Origin of the sequence: Rhizobium sp. GN54 (assembly GCF_021026345.1) — a bacterium.
Taxonomy (GTDB): domain Bacteria; phylum Pseudomonadota; class Alphaproteobacteria; order Rhizobiales; family Rhizobiaceae; genus Mycoplana.
In genome coordinates this window covers 373791-397931 of record NZ_JAJNCZ010000003.1, presented here as the reverse complement: position 1 = coordinate 397931, position 24141 = coordinate 373791, and the positions used below count along the sequence as shown (strand labels likewise).

Here is a 24141-nt window from a genome sequence, read left to right as displayed (position 1 = left end):
GCGATGGACAGCTATCCGACGCCACAGGCAGCGGCCCTTGTCCTTGCCCGCGTGCGGGAGCGAAGGCCGCGGGTCCACTGCCTGATGAACACGGTGGTGCAGAAGTTCACGGCCGACGGCATCACCGTCGTCGGCGGCATCCCGTCGATGACCTCGTCGATGGAGGAAATCGCGGACTTCGCCGCACGGGCGGATGCGCTGACGGTCAATCTCGGCACGCTCGATGCGGAGCGCCGGCGGGTGATCCTGCGCGCCGTCGAGGTCGTCAAGGCGGCCGGAAAGCCGTGGATCCTCGATCCCGTCCATTGCGACTATTCGCCCTCCCGCCTGGCCTTCGCGCAGGAGCTCATCGTGCTCGGGCCGACGATCGTGCGCGGCAATGCCGCCGAGATGGCGCTGATCGGCGACGACGGGCCGGGCCTGCGCATCCAGACCGGTGCGGTCGACCGGATCGGCAGCGGCGGCGAAGCGATCCGCGTCGAAAACGGCCACCACTGGATGGCCGAGGTGACGGGGACCGGATGCCTGACCGGCGGCGTCATCGCCGCGTTCCTGGCGGTGGAGCCGGACGCCGTTCTCGCCGCGGCGAGCGCCCTTGCGGTCACCGGCGTCGCAGCCGAACTCGCCGCCCCCCTCTCCCGCGGCCCCGGCAGTTTCGGCGCCGCCTTTCTCGATGCGCTGTCCACGGTCGGCGAACGGGAGCTTCTCACCCATGCAAGGATCCAACATGACCAGGATTGACTATCGGCTGAACGCGCTGGTGGATGCGGGGCTTGCCGACCTCGGCCCGCTTGCCGCGCTCGCTCAGGCTGCGGCCCGCAACGGCGCGACGCTGATCCAGTATCGCGACAAGACCGCTTCGACCGCAGCGATGATCGGGCAGGCAAAGGCGATCGGCGAGGCGCTCAAGGACACCGGCGTGCCGTTCGTCGTCAACGACCGTGTCGACGTGGCGCTGGCGGCCGGCGCCGACGGCGTGCATCTCGGAGCCGACGACATGGATGCGCAGACGGCGCGCCGGCTCCTGGGGCCGCGGGCGATCATCGGGCTGACGGTAAAGAACGCGACCGATGCGGACCGCGCCGGCCGGGCGCCGGTCGACTATGCCTGCATCGGCGGCGTGTTCGAGACGCTGTCGAAGACGAACCCGGACCCGCCGGTCGGGATCGACGGGCTGAGGCTGTTGCGCGAGCAGGTGCGCGCCCTCAATCCGGCCCTGCCGGTGGGCGCCATCGCCGGCATCGATCTTTCCCGCATCCCCTCCGTCATCGCTGCCGGCGCCGATGGCGTGGCCGCGATCTCCGCGATCTTCCGCAGCCGCGACATGGCCCGGGCGACGGCGGCGTTCCGGGCAGCCGTCGACGCGGCACTCGAAGGGAGGGCCGCATGACCGCCATCGCGCTCACCATCGCCGGGTCCGACAGCGGCGGCGGCGCCGGCATCCAGGCGGACATCAAGACGTTCTCGGCGCTCGGCGTCTATGGCGCGAGCGTGCTGACCGCGGTCACCGCGCAGAACACGAAGGGGGTCGCGGCGGTGGAGGATATTTCGCCGCCGATGGTGGCGGCGCAGATGGAGGCGGTGCTGACCGACCTCTCCGTGGGCGCCGTGAAGATCGGCATGGTCTCGCGGAGCGAAACGATCGCGACGATCGCGGACGGCCTGCGGCGGTTCGGCCTGCGCCCGGTGCTCGACCCGGTGATGGTGGCGACCTCCGGCGACCGGCTGCTGCGTGAGGAGGCGATCGCCGCGCTGGTCGGGGAACTCGTGCCGCTGTCGCTGATCGTGACGCCGAACCTGCCGGAAGCGGCGCTGCTGACGGATACGCCGGTTGCCGCCGACTGGGCCGCGATGACCCGCCAGGCCGAGGCGATCATGAAGGCCGGCGCGGGCGCGGTCCTCGTCAAGGGCGGCCATGGCGACGGCGCCGAGAGCGCCGACCTCTATTTCGACGGCAACGAGGTGCGCCGCCTGTCGGCCCCCCGGATCGAGACGCGGCACGACCACGGCACGGGCTGCACGCTGGCAGCGGCGATCACCGCCAACCTCGCCAGGGGACACGATCTCTTCGCGGCGGCCGCCATGGCCAGGGCCTACCTGCAGCAGGCGCTCTTGGCCGGGCGCGACCTCGTCGTCGGGGGCGGCCGGGGGCCGGTGCACCATTTCCACCGCTGGTGGCCGGCTTGAGCCGGCGGCTGCTCGCATCGATGGAGGCCGTGCTCGGCCTTCTGTGCGCGCTTATCCTTGCCGCACTCCTTGCCATCGTGCTGGCCTCCGTCGTCCTGCGCTACGTCTTTCATACCGGCGTGGTCGGCGTGGAGGAGCTGTGCATATGGCTGCATGTGGCGCTGATCGCGCTCGGCATGCCGCTGGCCCTGAACGGCGCGCTGGCGATGCGGATGGACCTGTTCTCGCGCAGTCTGCCGGCACGCTTTCGACAGTTTGGCGGCGACGTCTTCAGCGTCGTGGCGGCGCTGGTGATGGTGTCCGGCAGCCGCGAGATCATGGGCCTGCTCGGCGGCATCTCGCCGATGCTGGGGCTGCCGGAATGGGTGCGGTTCGGCTTTCTCGGCGGCGGCGGCCTGCTGCTGCTCGCAGCGCTTTTGCTGCAGCGGATGGCGGAGGGCCGGCTGGCGCCGGTGCTGTCGTCCCTTGGCGTCGGGGCGGCCGGTTACCTGGCGGTGCCGCATCTGGCGGTCGGGACCACCCTGCCGCCGAGCCTGTTCCTCGCGCTCGTCGCTGGGCTCGGCCTCATGGCCGCCGCGCCGCTGCCGCATGCCTTTCTCGCCGCCGCCTATGTGGCGATCGCCTTCGGCGCGAGCCTGCCGGAGCCGGCGATCGTCTCCTCCGCCGTCTCCGGCATGTCGCGGTTCCTGCTGCTGTCGATCCCCTTCTTCCTTCTCGCCGGCGGACTTCTGACCGTTTCGGGAGCCGCCGGGCGCCTCGTCCGGCTGGCCAAGGCGCTGGTCGGCCACCGGCGCGCAGGCCTGGCGCAGACGACGCTGCTTTCGGGGGTGTTTTTCTCGGGTGCTTCCGGCTCGTCGGTCGCCAACGCTGCCTTCGGCGCGTCGACCTTCTATCCCGAACTCGTCCGTAACGGCTATCCGCCGCCGAAGGCGGGTGCGATCATCGCCGCGACCTCGGTGCTGGACAACGTCATTCCGCCATCGATCGCCTTCCTGCTGCTGGCGGCGGCGACCAGCCTGCCGGTCGGTCCGCTGCTCGTCGGCGGCGTCTTCGCCGGTGGGCTGATGGCGGCCTGCCTTGCCGTCGCCATCCACGCCTGCGCGGACGAAGGCAGTTCGGGCCGGCCGGCATCGAGAGACGACCGGAGGACGGCCGCGGCAGCCGCGCTGCCGGCGCTCGGCCTCGGCGTGATCGTCGTTGCCGGCATCCGCCTCGGCATCGTCACCGCGACGGAGGCTGCGGCGGTCGCCGCCTTCTATACGCTCGCCCTCGGGATGGCCGCAGGAACGACGGCCGGAACGCTCTGGTCTTCCTTCCGGCGGGCCGCCGCGGAGGCGGCCGCAATCGGCCTGCTGATCGGCTCGGCCGGCCCGTTCGCCGCCCTTCTCGCCATGGACGACATCGCCGGCGCGGTGGCGCAGATCGTCTCGGGTTTCGGCGGGGGGGCGCTTGCGGTGCTGCTGCTTTCGAACGCGGTGCTGCTCCTGATGGGGCTGGTGCTCGACATCGGCGCGGCGATCCTGCTGCTCGGCCCAATCCTGCTGCCTGCCGCCGTCTCGGCAGGCATCGATCCCGTCCAGTTCGGCGTGATCGTGGTCGTCAACCTGATGATCCACGGTCTGACGCCGCCGCTCGGCATGCTCGTCTATGTCGTCGGCGGTGTCACCGGGGTGCCGGCGCCGGCGCTGTTCCGCGCCGTGCTGCCCTATCTCGCAGCCCTGCTCTTCTCCCTCTTCCTTCTCAGCGCCTATGCGCTTCTGTCGTGATCGGAGCCTTCATGACCCGCCTGACCCGCCGCCTGTTCCTCCGCTCTTCCGCAACTGCCGCGATGCTGGCCGCCCCGGCGCTCGTGCGCCCGGCGCACGCACGCGCGACGACGATCACCGTCGCCTCCCTGCTCGGCGAGGACAAGCCGGAAACGAAGATCTGGCGGCAGATCGCCGAGACGGTCGAGGCGCGACTGCCCGGCCGGTTCCGCTTCAATGTCGTCGCGAACGGGGCGCTCGGCGGCGAGAAGGAGGTGGCGGAGGGGGCCAGGCTGGGCTCGGTCCAGGCGAGTCTCGCCACCCTGTCGTCGCTGGCGGGCTGGGTGCCGGAAGCGCAGATCCTCGACCTGCCGTTCCTCTATCGGGATGCGGATCACGTGCGCCGGGTCGTCGAGGGGCCCGTCGGTGAGGACCTGAAGCTCAGGCTGCAGGCGCAGAACTTCGTCGTCGGCGGGTTCATCGACTACGGCGCCCGGCACCTCCTGACCAAGGAACCGGTCACCGATCCGGCGCAGATGCAGGGGATGAAGATGCGCGTGATCCAGAGCCCGCTTCACACGAGGCTGTGGAACGCCTACGGCGCCATTCCCGTCGGCATCCCCATCACCGAGACCTACAACGCGCTGTCGACCGGCGTGGCCGATGCGATGGACCTGACGAAGTCCGCCTATGCCGGCTTCAGGCTCTACGAGGTCGTGCCGTACCTGTCCGAGACCGCCCATATCCGCGCCTCCGGCGTGGTCTATTTCGCCGCCGGCTTCTGGAACGGGCTTCCGGAAACCGAGAGGGAAGTCCTGCGGGAGGCTTCGGCGCTGGGGGCCGACGCTTTCAACCGGCTGATCGTCGAGGACGAGGCGGCGTCCGTCCGGCAGGCGGTCGCGGGCGGCGGCGTGGTCGTCGAGGTCGATGCGCGGGAGGCGTGGGAGCGCGGCGCCGAGACCGTGTGGCGGGACCTTGCGGACGTCGTCGGCGGCTGGGACAGGATTGAGGCGGTGCAAAGGGCGTAGGCCATTTTGGCGTGGCGGCGATGCGCCCTGCGCAGCCAATAGGGCTATCCCCAAAAGACCCGCCGCGGGCAGGGTCCGATTACGCGGCCCGCGTACAGGAATAAGGGGTGTAAAGGTCAGGGTTGCTGACGGCATTGCCCGCACTGCGTGTGGCGAGGGATCCTGCCGCCGCGCCTGCCGGAGCGTGCTCAATAATTCAATTTAGATCCAAGGATTTAGCTCTCACCCGATCCCGGCGGTCGCCAAATGCGTGTGCGAGCCCGATGTGATTCCCTGCAACCTGATGACCCGGCAGCGAAAAAGGCGCGGTCGGCTGCCTTCACCCGCATCATCCGGGAGAGATATGCGCGCTACCGCGCGCTTAGCGACATGGCGTAGGGATCAATCTTCTTGTGGTCCGGATGCACACCTTATCTAAGACCAAAGGTTGTGCGTTCCGTGACGGCAATGGCCACCGTGCACCCACCTTACGACTGTGAAGGCAGCCAATATCATCATTGTTAGAAGCACTTAACTTCTGGATTCCGCCTGGGGCCCGGCTGATACTTCGACACTTTCGACGGTCAAGGCTCGAGGGTATCGCGTGGTTGAAATTCATCCGACCGCCATTTTCTTCGGTAACGGCACATTGCTCCTTCGCTGCGCGGAAGCCTTCCGCGCAGCGGGCGGAAGGCTCGCCGGCATCGTCACCACCGATCCGCAGATCGCCGCCTGGGCGGAGGCCGAAGACCTCTCCCACGGGGCGTTCGACGAGGCCGAGATCGGGCAGGAGGCGGACTATATCTTCAGTGTCGCCAACCTCACTGTCCTGTCGCCGGCGACCCTGCGCAGGGCGAGGCTCGCGGCGGTCAATTTCCACGACGGGCCGCTGCCGGCGCGGGCGGGATCGAACGTTCCGGCCTGGAGCGTCATCGAGGGGGCCGCCGAGCATGCGGTGACGTGGCACGAGATGACCGGGCACGTGGACGCCGGCCGCGTGCTGAAGCAGCGGCGCTTCCAGATCGGGCCCAACGACACGGCCTTCAGCCTCAACGCGCGATGCTACGAGGCCGGTTTCGAGAGCTTCTGCGAACTGCTGCCCGAGCTGATGGAAGGGCGGTGCGCGCCATCGCCGGTCACGGGCGAACGGGTCTGGTATGCGAAGGCGAAGCGGCCCGAGGCGCTCGGCACGCTCGATTTCGCCGCGCCGGCCGGCGCGCTCTGCCGCATGGTGCGCGGCCTGAACTTCGGCGGCTACGTGAACCCGCTCGGGCTCGCCAAGCTGTGGACGGGGACGGCGCTCCTGACGGTCGGCAGGCTCGAAATCGTCACGGACGTTGCAGGAACAGCCGGAGCCGTCGTCGCCAGCGACGGCGATATGGTCACCGTCATGGCGGCCGATGCCGGCGTGCGGCTGGGCGGGCTCGCCGATCTCTCCGGCAGGCCGGTCGATCCCGTCGCAGCCGGGCTCATGCCGGGCGTCGTGCTGCCATCGGTTCGCGACTGCCCCGCGCCGGAACCGGCGGAGACGGGCAAGGCCGAGCCGGAATGGGAAGCCGAATTGCGGCGGGCCGTCCCGGCGCTGCCGCCCTATCCGCTGTCGCACACGGCCGGCAGCGGCACGGCATTGCTCGAGACGGAACGGGCGGACGCCGACACGCTTGCGGCGGCCTGGCTCGCTTGGATCGCGGGCCTGACCGGGCAGGCGCGGGCGACGATCACCTGCCTCGAACCGGACGCCCAGGCTCCCCGGCCGTCCCGGGTCCCCTGGCTTTCGGACCGGCGCCCGGTCACGCTCGACATCACAGCCGGCATGACGCCGCACGATGCGACGGAGGCGTTGCGGCTTGCGCGGCAGGCCGCGTTCGCGCGGGCGCCGATGGCGGCGGATCTGCCGCTGCGCCTCGCCGACGCGGAAGCGAGGCAGAGGGCGCAGCAGGCGCTCGGCGTCGTGTTGGCAACGCGGGCGGAACAGGGGCCAGAGGGTGCCGCCGTGCAGCTCTGCACCGATCCGCCGTCGATCCGCACCGCCAGTGGCCGTTTCGCGCCGGCGGTGCTCGCAGCGCTTGCCGCGGACTTTTCCGTCTTTCTCGACGCGTTCGTGACGCGGGCGGGTGCGCCGCTTGCGACGCTGCCGCTCGGGCGCGAGATGGCGGCCGTGAGAAACGATGTTTCGGGCGTCGAACCGCGCACGATCCATGCGATGATTGCTGATATATGCGCCTCGACGCCGGACGCACCGGCGCTGGAAGCGGGTGCGACCCGGCTGAACTTTCGCGAGCTCGACGCCCGGGCGGCGCGGCTGGCGGGCGCGCTCGCCGAACGCGGCGCGGCCCCGGGTGTCGTTGTCGGGCTCTGCCTCGAGCGCTCCGTCGAACTGGTGGTGGCGATGCTCGCCATCCTGAAGACGGGGGCCGCCTACCTGCCGCTCGATCCCTCCTATCCAGCCGAGCGCATCGGCTTCATGCTCGAGGATTCCGGCGCGCCGATCGTCGTGGCGAGCCGTTCTGCGGCCAGCCGGCTGGCGCTCGATCCCGGCATCGTCATCCTGTCCGACGCGGTCGGGCCTGCTGTCACGGATGCGCGCGGCATGCCGGGCGACCTCGCCTATCTCATCTATACGTCCGGCTCGACCGGCCGGCCGAAGGGCGTGATGATCGCCCACCGGAACGTTGCCAACTTCTTCGCCGGCATGGACGCCACCGTGCCCCTTTCCCAAGGAGCGCGCCTGCTGGCGGTCACGTCCGTGTCCTTCGACATCTCGGTGCTGGAAATCCTCTGGACGCTCGCCCGCGGCGCGACGCTGGTGCTGCAGGCCGACGGGGCGGGCGAGGGCGCGCTTCCGGCCTTTTCCCTCTTCTACTTCGCCTCCGAGGCGGCCGGCAGCGGCCACCAGGCCTATCGGCTGCTGCTGGAAGGGGCGCGCTTTGCCGATGAGAACGGCTTCGAGGCGATCTGGACGCCGGAGCGGCATTTCCACGCCTTCGGCGGGCTCTATCCGAACCCGGCCATCAGTTCGGCAGCTCTTGCCGGGCTGACGAAGAACGTCAAGCTGCGCGCCGGATCGACCGTGATGCCGCTGCATCATCCGGTGCGCGCGGCCGAGGACTGGGCGCTGGTCGACAATCTCTCCAACGGCCGTGCCGGCCTGGCGCTGGCCTCGGGCTGGCAGCCCAACGACTTCCTGCTCCGGCCCGAGGCCTTCTCCGACCGGAAGGAGATCATGCTCGGTTCGATCGAGACGCTGCGGACGCTCTGGCGGGGCGAGGCGATGGCGTTTTCGGGGCACGACGGCGAGCCGGTCGAGATCCGGATCCATCCCCGTCCGGTGCAGCGGGACATGCCGCTGTGGCTGACCGCGGCCGGCAATCCCGAGACGTTCGAGGCCGCCGGTCGGCTGGGCTGCGGCGTGCTCACCCATCTGCTCGGCCAGACGCTGGCGGAGGTCGAAGACAAGATCCGCGCCTACCGCGTGGCGCGCGCGAAAGCCGGCCATGCCGGCCCGGGCCACGTGGTGCTGATGCTGCACACCTTCATAGGCGAGGACGAGGAAGCTGTGCTCGCGGCCGCGCGCCAGCCGATGAAGAGCTACCTGAAGAGCGCCGTCGATCTCGTGCGTCGCGCCGCCTGGACCTTCCCGACGATCGTCGAGCGGGCCGGGAAGGCGGGGATGACCCCGCAGGAGGTGTTCGAGAAAGAGGAGCTTTCCGCTTCCGAACTCGACGCGCTGCTCGACCATGCCTTCGAACGCTACTACCGGACGGCGGGCCTGTTCGGAACGCCGGAGACGGCCGGGGAGATCGTGCGCAACGTGGCGGCCATCGGCGTGGACGAGATCGCCTGCCTGATCGACTTCGGCGTCGAGGCCGAGACCGCGCTCGCCAACCTGCCGAACATCCGGCGGCTGATGGACAGGCTGCAGGCGGAAGGCGGCATTTCCCGCAAGGCTTCCGTCGCCGAGGACATCGTCGCCGGCCGCATTACCCACCTGCAGTGCACGCCGTCGATGGCGACCTATCTCGCGGGCGATCCGGCCGGGCGGCAGGCGCTCGGACGGCTCGACTGCATGATGGTGGGGGGCGAGGCCTTCCCGCCCGATCTCGCCCGCAGCCTGCGGGCAGCGTTGCCGGGGACGCTTCTCAACATGTACGGCCCGACGGAGACGACGATCTGGTCCTCGGTCGCGCGGCTGGATGCCGTTGGCGACCGCGTGCCGCTCGGCGCGCCCATCGCCAACACGGATCTGAGCGTGCGCTCGCCCGCGGGCCTGCCGCTTCCGAACCTGATCGAGGGCGAACTCTGGATCGGCGGTGCAGGGCTCGCCCGCGGCTACTGGGGCCGGCCGGAACTGACGGCCGAGCGCTTCGTGGATACGCCCGAAGGCCGCTACTACCGCACCGGGGACCTCGTCCGCCGTCATCCGGACGGAACGCTGGAGTTTCTCGGCCGGATCGACGGACAGGTGAAGATCCGCGGCCACCGGATCGAACTCGGGGAGATCGAGGCGCTGCTCGCCTCCGAAGACGGTGTCCGGCAGGCGGCCGTCAGGGCGGTGGAATACGGCCAGGGCGACGTGCGCCTCGTCGCCTATGTGACGGCCGGCAAGACGCAGCCTGTCGTCAGCGGGCTGCGTGCGCTCCTCGCGACCAAGCTGCCCGACTTCATGGTGCCGTCGCAGATCGTCGTCCTGGAGCGCATGCCGTTGACGCCGAACGGCAAGATCGACCGCAAGGCGCTGCCCGTGCCGCAGGCCCGCGCGGAACGGGGCGAGATGACGACGGCGGAGGGCGATATCGAGGCCGGCATCGTCGAAATCTGGCGCGAGGCGCTGGGGCTTGACGAGGTCTCGGTCACGGAAAACTTCTTCGACCTCGGGGGACATTCGCTGCTGGTCGTCCAGGTCCAGCGGCGGATGAGGGAGAAGCTCGGGCGCGAGGTCGCCATTACCGATCTCTTCCGCTTCCCCACCATTCGCGCGATTGCCGCGCACCTGGCAGGCGGGGCCGCCGCGACGGCCAGCGCGGCCGATCGCGGCGCCGCGCGAGCCGCCGCACGCCTTGCCCGCTTCGGGCGACGTTGAGGCGGCAGGGATCGCTCGCCGGGCAAACCGGACAAATCTCGAAGGGAAGATGGACAGCCGATGGACAGGACCCTACCCGACCAACGCATCGCAATCATCGGGCGCGCCGGGCGCTTTCCCGCCGCGCGCAATGTCGGCGAGTTCTGGTCGATGCTGTCTGCGGGACGATCGGCCGCGCAGCGGCTTACCGAGGCGGACCTGATCGCTGCCGGCGTCAGCCGCAAGGCGCTTGCCGATCCCGCCTATGTGCGTGTCGCGCACGTGCTTCCCGACATGGAATGCTTCGACGCCGGCTTCTTCGGCTTTTCGCCGCGGGAGGCGGCCATTCTTGATCCGCAGCACCGGCACTTCCTGGAATGCGGCTGGGAGGCGCTGGAGGATGCGGGCTATGTTCCGGAACGCTTCGACGGGCGGATCGGCGTCTTCGCCGGCTCGGGCATGCAGGCCTATCTTCCCTTCAATCTCCTGTCCAATCCCGAGCTCGTCGAGGAGATCGGCCTGTTCCTCCTGCGCCACAACGGCAACGACAAGGATTTCCTGCCGACGCGGCTGTCCTATCTCCTCAACCTCACCGGCCCCTCGATCGCGGTGCAGACCGCATGCTCGACATCGCTCGTGGCAATCCACACGGCGATCGGTTCGCTCCTGAACATGGAATGCGACATGGCGATCGCCGGCGGGGTGACCATCGAACTGCCGCACCGCACCGGTTATCGCTATGCGGAAGGCGAGATCCTGTCGTCGGACGGGCTCTGCCGTGCCTTTGACGACGACAGCCGGGGCACCGTATTCGGCTCCGGCGCAGCACTCGTGGTGCTTCGGCGCTACGAGGACGCGCTCGCCGACGGCGACGACATCAAGGCGGTGATCCTTTCGAGTGCGGTCAACAACGACGGTGCCGGCAAGGCGAGCTATCTCGCACCGTCCGTCGACGGACAGGCGGAAGCCGCGGCGGAAGCCCTGGCGCTCGCCGGCGTCGAGGCCGGCAGCCTTTCCTACATCGAGACGCACGGAACCGGAACGCCGATCGGCGACCCGATCGAGCTTGCGGCCCTGAAGCAGGTCTACGGTGCCGCGCCCGCAGGCAGTATCGGCATCGGATCCGTCAAGACCAATATCGGCCACCTGGATACGGCCGCGGGGGCGGCGAGCCTCATCAAGGTGGTGGAGGCGCTGCGCCACGGCCACCTGCCGGCGAGCCTCAATTTCCGCAAGCCCAACAGCCGCTTCGATTTTGCCGCAAGTCCCTTCCGGGTCGTCGCCGAGGGCCGTGAATGGCCGTCGTCGAACGGTCCGCGGCGTGCCGCCGTCAATTCGCTCGGTGTCGGCGGAACCAACGCCCACATGATCGTCGAGGAGGCGCCGCCCCGCCCGCAGGCGACCGCTGCCGCCGAATGGCGCTTCTTCCCCTTTTCCGCCCGCAACGAAGCCGCGCTCGAGCGGCTGCGCGAACGGTGGAAGTCCCACTCAGACGGGGAGGTTCCGGAGATGGCGGACATCGCATTCACGCTCAGGCAGGGGCGTCGGCATTTCGCCGAGCGCTTCGCGATCGCGGCCCGCACGGACGACGACCTGAAGGGGGCCCTGGCTGCCAAGGCGACGCCGCTCCGCCGGCACGGCAAGGCGCGCTCCAAGCCGCCGCGGATCATCTTCATGTTCCCGGGAGGTGGCGCCCAGTATCCGGGTGCGGGTGCCGGGATGATGGCGTCGTCGCCCGTCTTCGCCGCTGCGGTGGACCAGTGCTTTGCGATCTTGCCAGACACCGCGCCTTCGGACCTGCGCCAGGTCATGTTCGGTGCGCGCCTGAACGACGAGGGCGCCCGGGTCAAGCTCTCGCGCTCGAGCTACGCCATCCCGGCCCTGTTCATCCTCGAATATGCCTATTGCCGGCTCTGGGAGAGCTGGGGCATCCGTCCGGACGCCATCGTCGCCCACAGTGCCGGCGAATATGCCGGCGCGCTGGCCGCCGGCGTTCTGGGGCTTGCCGATGCGCTGAAGATCGTGACGTTGCGCGGGCGGGTGATGGAGCAGGCGCCGGCCGGCGCGATGACCTCCGTGCCGCTCGGCGAGATGCGCGTGCGCGAACTGATCGGCGAAGGGCTCGACATCGCCGCGATCAACACGGCCCATTCCACCATCGTGTCCGGCCCCGTCGCCGGCATCGAGGCGCTGGAGGCGCAGCTTGCCGGCAGCGAGCACGAGGCCCGGCGCGTCCATATCGACGTCGCCGCCCATTCGCGGCAGCTGGACGACCAGCTCGACTGCTTCCGCGACGGGCTCGAGGGCATATCCTTCCGGCAGCCGACCGTGCCGATGGTCTCGTCGCTGCGCGGCAGCTGGGCCGACGGGCAGGACTTCGTCTCGGCCGACTACTGGGTACGCCATCTGCGGCATACGGTCCGCTTCGCCGATGCGGTCGCAGCCGTGCTCGAAGCGCCCGACAGCGTCGTCATCGAGGTCGGCCCGGGGCAGACGGTCGGGCCGCTGGTGGCGGCCGCGACGACGAAAAACGCGCCGCTGGCGATCCTTCCCTCGGCGCCGCGCCCGCGCGACGGCGAGGACGAGATGGGTGTGGCCGTGGCCGCGCTCGGCGGGCTCTGGGCGAACGGCGTCGAGCTGGACGCCGACCGGCTTCCGGGCGGCAGCGGCCGGCGCGTGTCGCTGCCGACCTATCCGTTCGAGAAGGAACGGCACTGGATCGAGCCCGGTCGCGGCAAGGCTGCTGCGGAGAGCGACGCCGCACCGCCGCTCGCGCGCATCGCCGATCCGGCGGACTGGGTGGAAGTCCTCGAATGGACGGAGCGGCCGCGTTCGGGCGGTGCCGCCGACCTTGGCGGCGACTGGCTGGTGCTTGCCGGCAGCGATGCGTTTTCCGAGGCCGTGCTCGCCCGGCTCGGCGCGGCAGGTGCACAGATGACGGTGCTGCGGGCCGGCGACGGTTTTGCCGTCGCGCCGGGCGGCTTCGTGCTTCGTCCGGATGCGCCGGACGATTTCGACGCGCTGGCCGCGGCGCTGCCGGCCGTGCCCCGCCGGGTGCTCTGCCTCTGGGGCGCCGATCCTGCCCTTTCGGAACCCGCCTTCGACGCCTCCTATCTGCTCGCCCGGTTCTTGCAGCAGGCAGACCCCGAGCCGGGGACGCGGCTGGTGCTTGTCTCCTCGGGGGCGGCATCCTTGCCCGATGCCGCGCCCGGTCTTGAGGCAGAGCGGGCGGAACTCGCCGCCTTGCTCGGCGTCGTCAGGGTCGCCCCGCGTGAAATTGCCGGCCTTGGCGCTATCCTCGCCGATATCGGGCCGGATCCTGACCCGTCCGATGTGACGGCACTTCTGGCGGAAGCTTCCGGCAGCGACGAGGCCGATCACGTGGCCCTGCGCGGCAGGCGCCGCTTCGTCCGCACCCGCACGCGCGTGCCCGCGCCGGCCCCCGCGGGCCTCCCCGGCCGGCTGCGCAAGGGCGGGGTGTACCTCATCACCGGCGGCACGGGCGGCATCGGGCGCGCGCTTGCAGTGTGGCTCGCCCGCTCGGCGGGGGCCCGGCTGGCGCTACTCTCGCGTTCGGCAATCGACGACGCGGCGCTGCGCGGCGAGATCGAGGCCGAGGGCGGGGCGGTCCTGTTCCTGCAGGCGGATGTCGCCGACGAGGCTGCGATGGCGGAGGCGATCGGGACGGTGCGGTCCCGGTTCGGGGCGCTGCACGGCGTCATCCATGCGGCCGGCATCCTCGACGATGCGCCGCTGGCGACCCGGCCGCTCGAGGCGGCCAAGGCCGTGATGCGGCCGAAGCTTGCCGGCGCCATGGTGCTGAACCGGCTCCTGCCGGAGGGCAGCATCGATTTCTTTGCCGTGATCTCCTCGTCCTCCGTCGTGATCGGCGGGGCCGGACAGACCGGCTATGCGGCGGCGAACGCGGCGCTCGAGGCGCTGGCCGCCGCGCGCGGGGACGGGCTGTCGATCGCCTGGGGGGCCTGGCGCGACATCGGCATGGCGGCGCGCGCCTATGGCGCGGGCGAGGCCGTCGTCGGCGATCCGCTGCTGGGGCAGCGTCACGACGAGCCGGGCGGCAGGATCCGCTTCGAGACGGTGATCGATCCGGAAGGCGACTGGCGGGTCTCGGAGCATGTGGTCGCGGGGCAGCCGGTGTTGTGCGGGACGGCCTATGTCGAGCTCGCCCAGGCGGCGGCAGAGGCGGTGATGGGCGCCGGCCTGTTCGAGCTTTCGGCGCTTTCCTTCGCCCTGCCGATGACCTTCGACGGCATGCCGCGCCGCGTCATCATTCGCCTGCAGCCGCAGGGCAGGGGCTACGACATTTCGATCGAGAGCACGATCGGTGCGGAACGGGCGCCGGTGGAGCATGTCCGGCTCCAGGTGGTCGCGGCCGGGCCGGCCGGGACGAGCCTGCCGAGTTCGCTCGATATTCCGCTGCAAGGGGCCGGTGCGCCCGGCGGTGGGCGGGCGCCGCAACAGGACGTCATCGCCTTCGGTCCCCGCTGGAACTGCATCGAGGCGCTGCGCGCCGGCGACGGCGTCGCGGAGGGCGATTTCCGCCTGGCCCGACCGTTCGGGGAGGACCTGCGGACCCATGCCCTGCATCCGGCGCTGATGGACATGGCGATGACGGTCGGGCTCGCCGCGCTGGACCGGCGCGAGGGCCGGCTCTGGGTGCCGATGTCGATCGGGCGGATCCGCGTCTTCGGGCCGCTGCCCGCGGCGATCTCCAGCCGTGCCGTCCGGGTCGATGGCGAGCCGGGACGGTTCGTGTCGTTCGACGTCGCCGTGTTCGACCGGGAGGGCCGCCTCGTCGCGCTGCTCGAAAACCTCTCGATGCGCGAGGTCGAGCGCGACAGCTTCGGTGGTTCGGCCACGCAACCGGGCCTGACGGCGCAACTGATGGCGACCGGAATCCGCGCCTGCGAGGCACAGGACCTGTTTGCGCGCGTCTTCGCGCATCCGGGTCGACAGTTGCTCGTCTCGCCGGTGTCGCTGGATCACGTCCGCCTTGCGCTCGCCGAGGTCGCGACACCTTCGCCCGCACACACCGCCCGGCAGGGTGGCGGCGGCCGGATCAGCGATCCGGTGACCGTGCAGCTTTCGGCGATCTGGACCGAGATCCTCGGCGTTTCCAGTATCGGGCCGGACGACGATTTCTTCGCGCTCGGCGGTCATTCGCTCAATGCGGTGCGGATGTTTGCGCGCCTGCGCAAGGAATTCGGCGTCGCGATGCCGCTTGCGACCCTGTTCCAGGCGTCGAAGCTCGGCGAACTCGCAGCCCTGGTCCGTGCCGAGGTCCCGCATGCGGAGACGGCCGTCGCGGTGGCAGAAGCACCGGACGCGCCTGCACCGGACACGGCGGCCGTGCGCCGTGTCGGAATGACGGAGGGGCAGCGTGAACTCGCAACCGCGATCAGCATCAATCCGGCCGCGTCGCTGTCCTACAACCTGTCCTTCAGCCTGCACCTCGACGGCGCCATCGACAGCGCGGCGTTGCGCATCGCGCTGGACGGGATCGTCGCGCGCCACGACAGCCTGCGGGCGTCCTTCGACGTGTACGCCCAGACGATGACCATCCATCCGCACCGGGAGGCGAGCTTCGAGGAGGCGGATCTCTCCGCCCTCTGTGAGCTGAAGCAGAGAGCGCGGCGCGACGCGCTGCATGCGCAAAACGCGCGCGCGCCCTTCGACCTGGTCAACGGGCCGGTGCTGCGCGCCCTGCTGCTGCGGCTTTCGTCTTCAAGGGCGGAGCTCGTGCTGTTCGTCCACCACATCGCCTGCGACGGCTGGTCGATGGGCGTGCTTCTGGCCGATCTCTCCGCGCTCTATACGGCGGCGCTGACGGGACGGCCGGCGGGGCTTCCCGCGCCGACCGGCATTGCCGCGCTGGTCGCGGCCGAGGCGCAATGGGCGGAGGGCGCGGACGCCGCGCGTCATCGCGACTACTGGCTGAAGAAATATTCCGGGCCGCTGCCGGCGATCGACCTGCCGACCGACCGGCCCTATCCGGTCGTGCGCGGCACGCAGGCGGACCGGGTGGAGACCAGGCTCGACACCGACCTTGAGGCATCGCTGCGCGCCCGGGCCCAGGAGGCCGGCACGTCGCTTCGCAACGTCGTCCTCGCCGCCTTCCGCTACTACCTGTCGCGGCTGTCGCGGTCGACCGACGTGGTGATCGGGGTGCCCGCCTCGGGACAGCTCGCCCATCGTCTGGAAGGCGCGGTCGGGCATGGCGTCAGCCTGCTGCCGGTGCGCGGGACCATCCGCCCGGATGTGAAACTGGGCGAACTGCTGGCGCAGACCCGGCAGGAGCTTCTGGAAGCGATCGACCATCAGAGCTATTCCTACGGGGCGCTGATGCGTGATCTCCAGGTGCCCCGCGATCCGTCGCGGCTGGCGCTGGTTCCGGTCGTGGTCAACCTGGACGGCCTTGCCGACATCGGCGATCTCCGTCTCGGCGATACGCCGGCGCGAATCGAGGTCAATCCGACCGGTCACGAATATTTCGAGCTCTTCTTCAACCTGTTCGACGCGCCGGGCCGGGTCGAGTTCTCGTGGAACTATGCGACCGCGCTGTTCGACCGCGAGACCATCGCGCACCTGGCGACGAACTTCGGGCAGTTCCTCGCAGCGATCGCGTCGGCCCCGGCGGGGCTCGAGACGCCGGTCTTGGAGCTCCTGCGTGGCGACACCGGTCGGCCGGCGAGCGGCAGCCATGTCGATCCGGCGGCTGCTGGCCCGCAGACGATCGTGGAGGTGTTCCGAAGCGTCGTGGCCCGGGCGCCCGCCCAGGTCGCCGTGCGCTATCTCGACCAGACGATGGACTACGCGACGCTCAATGCACGTTCGGACGCGCTGGCGGCGCTTCTGGCATCGGAAGGGGTTTGCCATGGCGATCTCGTCGGCATTTCGTCGAGCCGATCGCTGCTCCTGCCGGTCGCAGTCCTCGGAGCGCTGAAGGCGGGTGCCGGCTATGTCCCCTTCGACGTGACGCTGCCGGCCGACCGGCTGCAGTTCATGGCGCGGGATACCGGCATCAAGGTGCTGCTCGGCGCGTGCGAGGCGGTCTCGGCGACCGGGGTCCGCACGATCGCGATGACGGACCTGCCGACCGGCCCGGCCCGGCCGCCGGAGCCCGGCATCACCGGCGAGACGATCGCCTATGTGATGTTCACCTCGGGGACGACCGGAGTGCCGAAGGGCGTGGTGCTGCCGCACCGTTCCGTCATCCGGCTGCTCAGGGATACCGACTGGCTGCGGCTCGGCCCGGAAACGGTGACACTGCATTCCTCCGCCTTTGCCTTCGACACCTCCATCATCGACATCTTCGGGGCGCTGCTGCACGGTGGAACGATGGTGGTTCCGCCGGACGGGACGCTTTCGATCTCCGAGCTTTCCGACGCGATTTCGAGCCAGGGCGTCAACACGCTATGGCTGACATCCGGATTGTTCCATGCCGTGGCCGACCTGCGGCCCTCGACGTTTGCGCGTGTCGACCAGGTCGTGGTCGGCGGCGACGTGGTGTCGCCGACGCATGTGGCGCAGGTGATGACGGCCTGCCCGGGGCTGACGGTGATCAACGGCTACGGACCGACGGAAAGCAACGTCACCAACGCCCATGCCGTGACGGCGGCCGATCTCGACCGCGGGCTGCCGCTGCCGATCGGCAAGGCCATTCCCGGAACGCAGATCTACATCGTCGACGATGCGCTGCAGCCGGTGCCGACCGGGATGATCGGCGAATTGTGCATCGCCGGCCGCGGCCTGGCGCTTGGCTACTGGAACAGGCCGGAACTGACCGACCAGAAGTTCGTGGCCGCACCCTGGAATGACAAGCTCCGGCTCTACCGTTCCGGGGATCTCGCGATGGATCCGGGCGACGGCGTTCTGCGCTTCTTCGGGCGCGCCGATACCCAGGTCAAGGTGCGCGGTTTTCGCGTCGAACTGACGGAAATCGAGGGCGCGCTCGAGAGCCATCCCGCGATCCGCCAGGCGGTCGTGGTGGCAAAGGTGCCGGAGGGACAGGCCGACAAGATCCTGGTGGCCTATTTCATCGCCGACGGAACGGCACCCACTTCCGACGCGCTTTCCGAGCACGTGGCGGGGATCCTTCCGGAATTCGCCCGTCCGGCCTTCTTCGTCGCGGTGGACGAGATCCCCCTCAACCAGAACGGCAAGATCGACCGCGGCCGCCTGCCGGAGGTGCGGATCGAGGCGCTGGCGGATCCGGCGGCGGAAATGCCGCGCGGGGAGGCCGAGACGCGGGTAGCGGCGATCTGGTGCGAGGTGCTGGGCGTCGACCGGATCGGGGCCAATGCGAACTTCTTCGCGCTCGGCGGCCACTCGCTGCTGGCGGTCAGGCTGTTCGACCGCATCCGGCGCGAATTCGGCCACGACCTGCCGATCTCGACGCTGTTCGCCAACCAGACGGTGCGGGAGCTCGCGGCACTTCTGGAGCGCGATGCCGCGTCGATAGAGGGGCCGGATGCGCCGGATGCGCCTTGGGACACGAGCACCGTCATCGATCCCGGCCCGGATGCCGGCGGCATGCCCTTCTTCGTCGTCGGCGGCGTCGGCGGCAACGTCAACAACCTCTTCGAACTCGGCACCCTGCTCGGGCGCAAGCGCCCGGCGATCGGCTTCCAGACCCGCGGGGTCCAGGGGCACGCGCCGCATTCGAGCATCGAGGAGATGGCGGCGGAGAACATCCGCTACCTGCGCCGGCACCAGCCGGAAGGGCCCTATATCCTCGCCGGCTATTCCGGCGGCGCCTATACGGCGCTGGAGATGACGCGGCAACTGGAGGCCATGGGCGCCAGGGTGGAGCGGCTGTTCGTGCTCGACACCTATGCGCCATCCTTCGCGAGGGACTTCCAGCCGCTCGTTCAGCTGACGCCGCGCCAGAGGCTGGAAAACGAGATCGCGCTCATGCGCGACGAGGGGATGCCCTATTTCTGGAGGCGGCTGTCGGTGAAGGTGCGCAAGTTTGTCCAGCGTGGCCCCGTGCTGGAGATGATCAGGCGGACGAACCTGCCGCTCTATCGCCAGCGCCAGGTCGAGCGGCTGTGGATGGCGGCGGCCCGGCAGTATGAGGGCGGCCCCATCGCCGCACCGGTCACCCTGTTCAGGACGCACCCGCTCCACCTTGTCCAGAAGCTGACGCTCGAGGCGGATCCGACGCTCGGCTGGAAGGCGTTCGTCGCGCCGGAGCGGCTGGAAACGCCCTGGGTCGCGGGCGACCACCTGACGATGCTGCGCACGGAGAACGCGCGCAGTCTCGCCGCCATGATCGAGGAGAGGCTGTCGTCGTGAGGCGGGGTGCGGGCGGCAAGGGCGACTGAGGCAAACGCGGCCGCGGGATATCGCCCGTCACTGGACGGCGAGGCGCAACTGCTCCTGGAGGAAGGTTTCGATCTCGGCAATCAGGCCGTATTCATGCAGATCGGCGTGGCCGCCGCCCGGCAGCTCGACATATTTCTTCGGTTCCGGCGCCTCCTGGAACAGGCGGCGTGCACGCTCCACCGGCAGGGCCCGATCGAGCCCGCCGTGAACCAGCAGCTTCGGCACCTTGATGTTGCGCAGGTGATCGACGATGTCGTAGCGCTCGGACCACATCAGCCGGCAAAGCGGGATGCCGAAGTAGCGGTCCTCGTAGAAGAGGCAGGTCCTGTAGGGGGCGGCCTCGAAGATCACGGCGCCGAAATCGCGCTCTTCCGCAAGCCGGCTGGCGACGCCCGCGCCCAGGCTGAAGCCGTAGAGCACCCGGCGATCGGGATGCAGGGTCTGTCCGAGAAGTGTCTCCATCTGGTCGTAGAGCGCGCGCGCGTCCCGCGCGAAATTCGCGGCGTTCGGCTTGCCCGCGGTCCCGCCCGATCCGCGATACTCCATCATCACGATGCCGTAGCCTGCCTCGATCAGGCTGCGGAGCCGTCCCATCGAGCCGCCGATGCTCGACTGGTTGCCGTAGAAGCTGAGGATCACGGGCCGCCCGTCGGCCGGGGCGGCGATCCAGGCATGGATGCGGGCCCCATCCTCCGACGTGTATCCGACGACCCTCACCGTAGAGGGCAGGCCGAACTCGGCCGGGCTGTTGGGCTCGGGGTCGAAGCGATACATGCCGTAGTTCTGGAAGACCCAGATGCCGCCGGCGACGGTGGCCGCGGCGACGGCGATCACGCCAAGGACAATCTGCACCACGCCCATGCCATCTCCCGCTGCCCGCTGCCGCCCGGATGCGACCACGACGAGAGCAAGCCGGCGCAGGTTGCCCGCGCCGCGAGCTGCCGCCACTCGCATGACGGGTAGCGTAGCGGCTGCCTCAATAGGCTGCAATCTGGCCAAAGGGGGGAGATCGGGACATTGTCCGCGCATGGACGACAGCATTTGCGTTGCTGTCGCCTACGCCTCCGCCATCGGCAGGCGTATCGAGACGCGTAGGCCCGGCCCGCCGTTTTCGAGCTGGATATCGCCGCCCACGGTGTGGATGATGCTTTCGGCTATGGCAAGGCCGAGCCCGGCACCGCCGCTGCTGGTGTCGAGCCGCTCGCCCCTTCGGAGCACGTGTGCCAGCTTTTCCTCCGGTATGCCGGGGCCGTCATCGCGGATTTCCAGCAGGATGGAACTGCCGTTCCGTGCAGCCGTGATCGAGACCTGCGAGCGCCCGTAGCGGACCGCATTTTCCGTCAGGTTGCCGAGCAGTTCGGAGAGGTCGTCCGGGTCGATGCGGGCGAACAGGCCGTCGGGAATGTCGATGTTCCACTCGATGGACGCGGCGGCCGGTGTGCGGCAGACGACGGCCACGACGCTCGATACGACGCGCGCGACCTCCGAGCGCGCCGAATGCCCCTGGCCGGCGATGCGCGCGCGCGCCATCTCGTGATCCACCAGCCGGCGCATGACGGCGATCAGGGCCTCGATCTCGTCGGCCGCTTCGGCCTCGCCGCGCTGCCTGAGCCGCAGGACGTCACCGGAAAGCGCCTGGAGGGGGGTCTTGAACGCATGCGCCAGTTCGGAGGCGCGCTCGCGCGCCTTGCGCAACTGCTCCTCGCGCGAGGCCAGCAGCGCGTCGACTTCCATCGTCAGCGGCTGGACCTCGTCGGGAAAGGCGACGCCCAGGCGCTGCGCGCCGCCGCTGCGGATCTTCGCAATCCGGGCGCGGAGATCGGCCAGGGGACGCAGGCCGATAACGATCTGGGCGAAGCTCGCGGCCATCAGCACCGCGGCCAGAAGGGCGAGGAAGGGCGCGAGATCGCGGCGAAAGGCCGCCGTCGCCCTGGAAATGTCCGAGCGGTCGATGCCGACCGCGGCCAGCACCGGCCGATCGCCGAGCTGATGCCGGGTGATGACTTCCCTTGCAAGCACCAGCAGGTCGGCGCCCGACGGTCCTTTCAGGGAGAATTCGCGGGGTGCCGAGGACGACAGTTGCGGGAGATCGAGCGCCTCGTCCCACAGCGAACGCGAGCGGCGTTCCAGGCCTTCGCCCTCGATCTGCCAGTAGAGGCCGGAAAGCGGCGTCTGGAAGCGCGGGTCGACCGGGGGGCGGACGACGTCGATCTCTCCCGAACCGTTCCGGCCGAGGCCGGCGATCGTCTGGTCGAGATGCAGCCGCAGTTCCTCGACCACGCGGCGCTCGACATGCCGCTCGAACAGGAAGGACAGGCCGAAGAAGGCGACGATCAGCGCGACGCCGATCGAGGCTGCGCCGGCCAAGGCGAGCCTGAGCCGTAGGGAGCGCCGCGAGATCACCCGTCCTCGCCCATGAGGTAGCCGAAGCCGCGCCGCGTGGCGATCATGTCGCTGCCGAGCTTCTTGCGCAGGCGGGCGATCATCGCCTCCAGCGCGTTCGCATCCCGCGAATAGTCATCGCCATAGACGTGGTCCTGCAGTTCGGATGCGGGCACGACGCGGCCGCGGTGGTGGGCGAGATAGCTGACCAGCCGGAATTCGAAGGGGGTGAGGCTGAGCGGCATGCCGTCGACGGCGACGCGCATGGTGCGGGTATCGACAACCAGGCGTCCGATCTCGATCGTGGCCGCACCGTGGCCGACCGAGCGGCGGATCAGCGCGCGGACGCGGGCGAGCAGTTCCTCGAACTGGAAGGGCTTGGGCAGGTAGTCGTCGGCGCCGGCATCGATGCCCTCCACCCGCTCGGCCCAGCTTCCGCGCGCCGTCAGGACGAGAACCGGCATGTGCCGGCCGTTCATGCGCCACTGCTTGAGGATGCTTATGCCGTCCATTCCCGGCAGTCCGAGATCGAGGACGATCAGGCCGTAGTCTTCGGTGTCGCCCTTGAACCAGGCCTCCTCGCCGTTCTGCACGAGATCGACGGCATAGCCCGCCGAGGCCAGCACCGTTCGGATGTCCTCGGCGATGCGCTTGTCGTCTTCCGCAACGAGCAGCCTCACTCGTCCTCCTCGCGCTCCAGTATCTCGGCCGTCCTGGCGTCGACTTTGACCTCGACGACCCGGCCCGACGGATTGATGATCTCGAGTTCGTACACGTAGCGCCCGTCATCGTGCTCGAACTCGATCTCGATGATATCGCCGGCGACCTCCTTGCGCACCGCCTCGATGATCTTCTCCAGCGGCAGGGCCTGCCCGAGCCTCAGTGCCTCGCGGGCCTCGTAGTGCTCGCGGGCGTCGTTTGCGTCGTCGTCGTCATCATCCTGCGCGGTTTCGCTCAATGCGACCACCGGATAGAGGACGAGACAAGCCGCCAGCACCCGAAGGCCGGCGCGTATGGTTCTTCGATTTGTGAACATGCTCTTGCATATCCGGGCGAAGCTGACAACTCACTGACAGCCGCTGTCAGGACGGCAAAAGGCGGTGTCGTCCACTGTCCGGCCATTCACCACGGCGCCGGCCGGTTTTCGGCGGTGCCTTCACCCGGAATGGAAAGGATGCTGGACATGGCCAGATTGAACGGGACGACGAAAGCCGATCTGCTAAAGGGAACAGGCAGGGACGACGACATCTCCGGACGCGACGGTAACGACACGCTCTACGGCTATGCCGGCAATGACGACCTGGAAGGCGGCGCGGGCAACGACCGGCTCGACGGTGGCTCCGGACATGACGAACTCGAGGGCGGCAGCGGCAACGACACGCTGATCGGCGGGGCCGGCAACGACGACCTCGAAGGCGGCGCCGGCAAGGACCTGTTCGTCTATCACTCCGGCCGCGACGAGATCGACGATTTCAGCGTCCGCGACGACAAGATCAGCCTGTCCAAGTCGCTTGGCATCGATTCCTTCGCCGAGCTGATGGGCAAGGCGCGCCAGGTCGATGACGGCGAGGACGTGCTGTTCAATTTCGGCGGCGGCAACACGCTGCGCCTTGAGGACGTGAAACTTTCGAGCCTGAAGGCTTCGCATTTCGGCTTCGACGCGTCCTCGACGGCCGATCCGGCACCCTCCCAGGACGGCCGGCACAAGGGTACGAGCAAGGCCGATACGATCGATGCCGGCGCCGGTAACGACGTGGTCTGGGGCTATGGCGGCAACGACACGCTGCGCGGTGGGTCCGGTCACGACGAGCTGGAAGGCGGCTCCGGCCGGGACAGGCTCTACGGCGGCACCGGCAATGACGAGCTGGAGGGCGGCAAGGGCAACGACCGGCTCTATGGCGAGGGCGGCAACGACGATCTCGAGGGCGGCTCCGGCAACGACTGGCTCGACGGCGGCAGCGGCCGCAACGAACTGCATGGCGGCAGCGGCGCCGATACCTTCGTCTTCACCCGCGGCTATACCGAGATCGAGGACTACCGTGCCGGCACCGACACGGTCCGGATCGGCAAGTCCCTCGGCGTCTCGGACTTCGACGAACTGGTGGCGCTGGCGCGTCCGGTGGACGGCGGCGACGACCTGCGCTTCGACTTCGACAACGCGCGGCTGACACTGGAAGACACCACGCTCTCCGAACTGCGCGAAGGCGACTTCCTCTTCGTCTGATCCCGCTTCCTGCCGAAGGCCTCGCCCCGCAGCAGGGGCGGGGCTGCTTACGAACCGGCATTCGCCGCCACGACGCCGCCGGTTCGCAACATTGCCCGATCCTCTCGCATGCGGAAGCGATCGGCAATTTCGCGCGACAATCGCCTGCCGATCGTGTAGGAACGGATGCACGATAGCACGGAGATGGCA

Annotated in this window: 12 protein-coding genes; 8 read left to right on the top strand and 4 right to left on the bottom strand. The window is 69.4% G+C overall.

Going from position 1 to position 24141, the window contains the following annotated elements:
- Positions 1 to 3: 3 nt before the first annotated feature.
- From LQK81_RS11055 to LQK81_RS11025, 7 genes are all read left to right on the top strand, one after another.
- A complete protein-coding gene (locus LQK81_RS11055; RefSeq protein ID WP_230806276.1) occupies positions 4 to 741 on the top strand; it encodes a hydroxyethylthiazole kinase in 738 nt (245 codons plus the stop codon).
- Positions 728 to 1390 (top strand): thiamine phosphate synthase, encoded by a 663-nt coding sequence (gene thiE, locus LQK81_RS11050; RefSeq protein ID WP_230806274.1) that lies wholly within the window; start codon positions 728 to 730, stop codon positions 1388 to 1390. Before LQK81_RS11055 ends, thiE begins: the two co-directional genes overlap by 14 nt.
- Positions 1387 to 2187, top strand: a complete 801-nt coding sequence (thiD, locus tag LQK81_RS11045; protein WP_230806272.1) for a bifunctional hydroxymethylpyrimidine kinase/phosphomethylpyrimidine kinase — start codon at positions 1387 to 1389, stop codon at positions 2185 to 2187. The genes thiE and thiD overlap by 4 nt, the downstream gene beginning before the upstream one ends.
- Before the next feature lie 20 nt (positions 2188 to 2207).
- The gene (locus LQK81_RS11040; protein WP_330166547.1) at positions 2208 to 3953 is read left to right on the top strand and encodes a TRAP transporter large permease subunit; all 1746 of its coding nucleotides are present in this window, start codon (positions 2208 to 2210) and stop codon (positions 3951 to 3953) included.
- 11 nt (positions 3954 to 3964) lie between these two features.
- The gene (locus tag LQK81_RS11035; RefSeq protein ID WP_230806270.1) at positions 3965 to 4960 is read left to right on the top strand and encodes a TRAP transporter substrate-binding protein; all 996 of its coding nucleotides are present in this window, start codon (positions 3965 to 3967) and stop codon (positions 4958 to 4960) included.
- Positions 4961 to 5543: 583 nt separating this feature from the next.
- Positions 5544 to 10019, top strand: coding sequence for a MupA/Atu3671 family FMN-dependent luciferase-like monooxygenase (locus LQK81_RS11030; RefSeq protein WP_230806268.1), 4476 nt, complete (start codon positions 5544 to 5546; stop codon positions 10017 to 10019).
- 60 nt (positions 10020 to 10079) lie between these two features.
- Entirely contained in the window at positions 10080 to 19316 is a 9237-nt protein-coding gene (locus LQK81_RS11025) for a non-ribosomal peptide synthetase/type I polyketide synthase (protein WP_230806266.1), read from the top strand.
- Positions 19317 to 19373: 57 nt separating this feature from the next.
- Here LQK81_RS11025 and LQK81_RS11020 read toward each other — a convergent pair whose 3' ends face one another.
- The 4 genes from LQK81_RS11020 to LQK81_RS11005 form a co-directional block, all read right to left on the bottom strand.
- Positions 19374 to 20201: an alpha/beta hydrolase gene (locus LQK81_RS11020; protein WP_230806264.1), complete on the bottom strand. Its 828-nt coding sequence runs from the start codon at positions 20199 to 20201 to the stop codon at positions 19374 to 19376.
- 201 nt (positions 20202 to 20402) lie between these two features.
- The gene (locus LQK81_RS26345; RefSeq protein ID WP_230806263.1) at positions 20403 to 21749 is read right to left on the bottom strand and encodes a sensor histidine kinase; all 1347 of its coding nucleotides are present in this window, start codon (positions 21747 to 21749) and stop codon (positions 20403 to 20405) included.
- The gene (locus LQK81_RS11010) at positions 21746 to 22408 is read right to left on the bottom strand and encodes a response regulator transcription factor (RefSeq protein WP_230806261.1); all 663 of its coding nucleotides are present in this window, start codon (positions 22406 to 22408) and stop codon (positions 21746 to 21748) included. Before LQK81_RS11010 ends, LQK81_RS26345 begins: the two co-directional genes overlap by 4 nt.
- Positions 22405 to 22764 carry a PepSY domain-containing protein gene (locus LQK81_RS11005; RefSeq protein WP_230806258.1) on the bottom strand — a complete coding sequence of 120 codons (360 nt, stop codon included), beginning with the start codon at positions 22762 to 22764 and terminating at the stop codon, positions 22405 to 22407. The genes LQK81_RS11010 and LQK81_RS11005 overlap by 4 nt, the downstream gene beginning before the upstream one ends.
- A gap of 147 nt (positions 22765 to 22911) precedes the next feature.
- On the opposite strand from LQK81_RS11005, the gene LQK81_RS11000 reads away from it, so the two are divergent.
- The gene (locus tag LQK81_RS11000; RefSeq protein WP_230806257.1) at positions 22912 to 23952 is read left to right on the top strand and encodes a calcium-binding protein; all 1041 of its coding nucleotides are present in this window, start codon (positions 22912 to 22914) and stop codon (positions 23950 to 23952) included.
- Positions 23953 to 24141 lie beyond the last annotated feature (189 nt).

Coding starts and splice junctions, on each gene's coding strand:
- LQK81_RS11035 (WP_230806270.1), top strand. CDS start 3,965: ATGACCCGCCTGACCCGCCGCCTGTTCCTCCGCTCTTCCGCAACTGCC.
- LQK81_RS11055 (WP_230806276.1), top strand. CDS start 4: ATGGACAGCTATCCGACGCCACAGGCAGCGGCCCTTGTCCTTGCCCGC.
- thiD (WP_230806272.1), top strand. CDS start 1,387: ATGACCGCCATCGCGCTCACCATCGCCGGGTCCGACAGCGGCGGCGGC.
- LQK81_RS11025 (WP_230806266.1), top strand. CDS start 10,080: ATGGACAGGACCCTACCCGACCAACGCATCGCAATCATCGGGCGCGCC.
- LQK81_RS11040 (WP_330166547.1), top strand. CDS start 2,208: ATGGAGGCCGTGCTCGGCCTTCTGTGCGCGCTTATCCTTGCCGCACTC.
- LQK81_RS11000 (WP_230806257.1), top strand. CDS start 22,912: ATGGCCAGATTGAACGGGACGACGAAAGCCGATCTGCTAAAGGGAACA.
- thiE (WP_230806274.1), top strand. CDS start 728: ATGACCAGGATTGACTATCGGCTGAACGCGCTGGTGGATGCGGGGCTT.
- LQK81_RS11005 (WP_230806258.1), bottom strand. CDS start 22,764: ATGTTCACAAATCGAAGAACCATACGCGCCGGCCTTCGGGTGCTGGCG.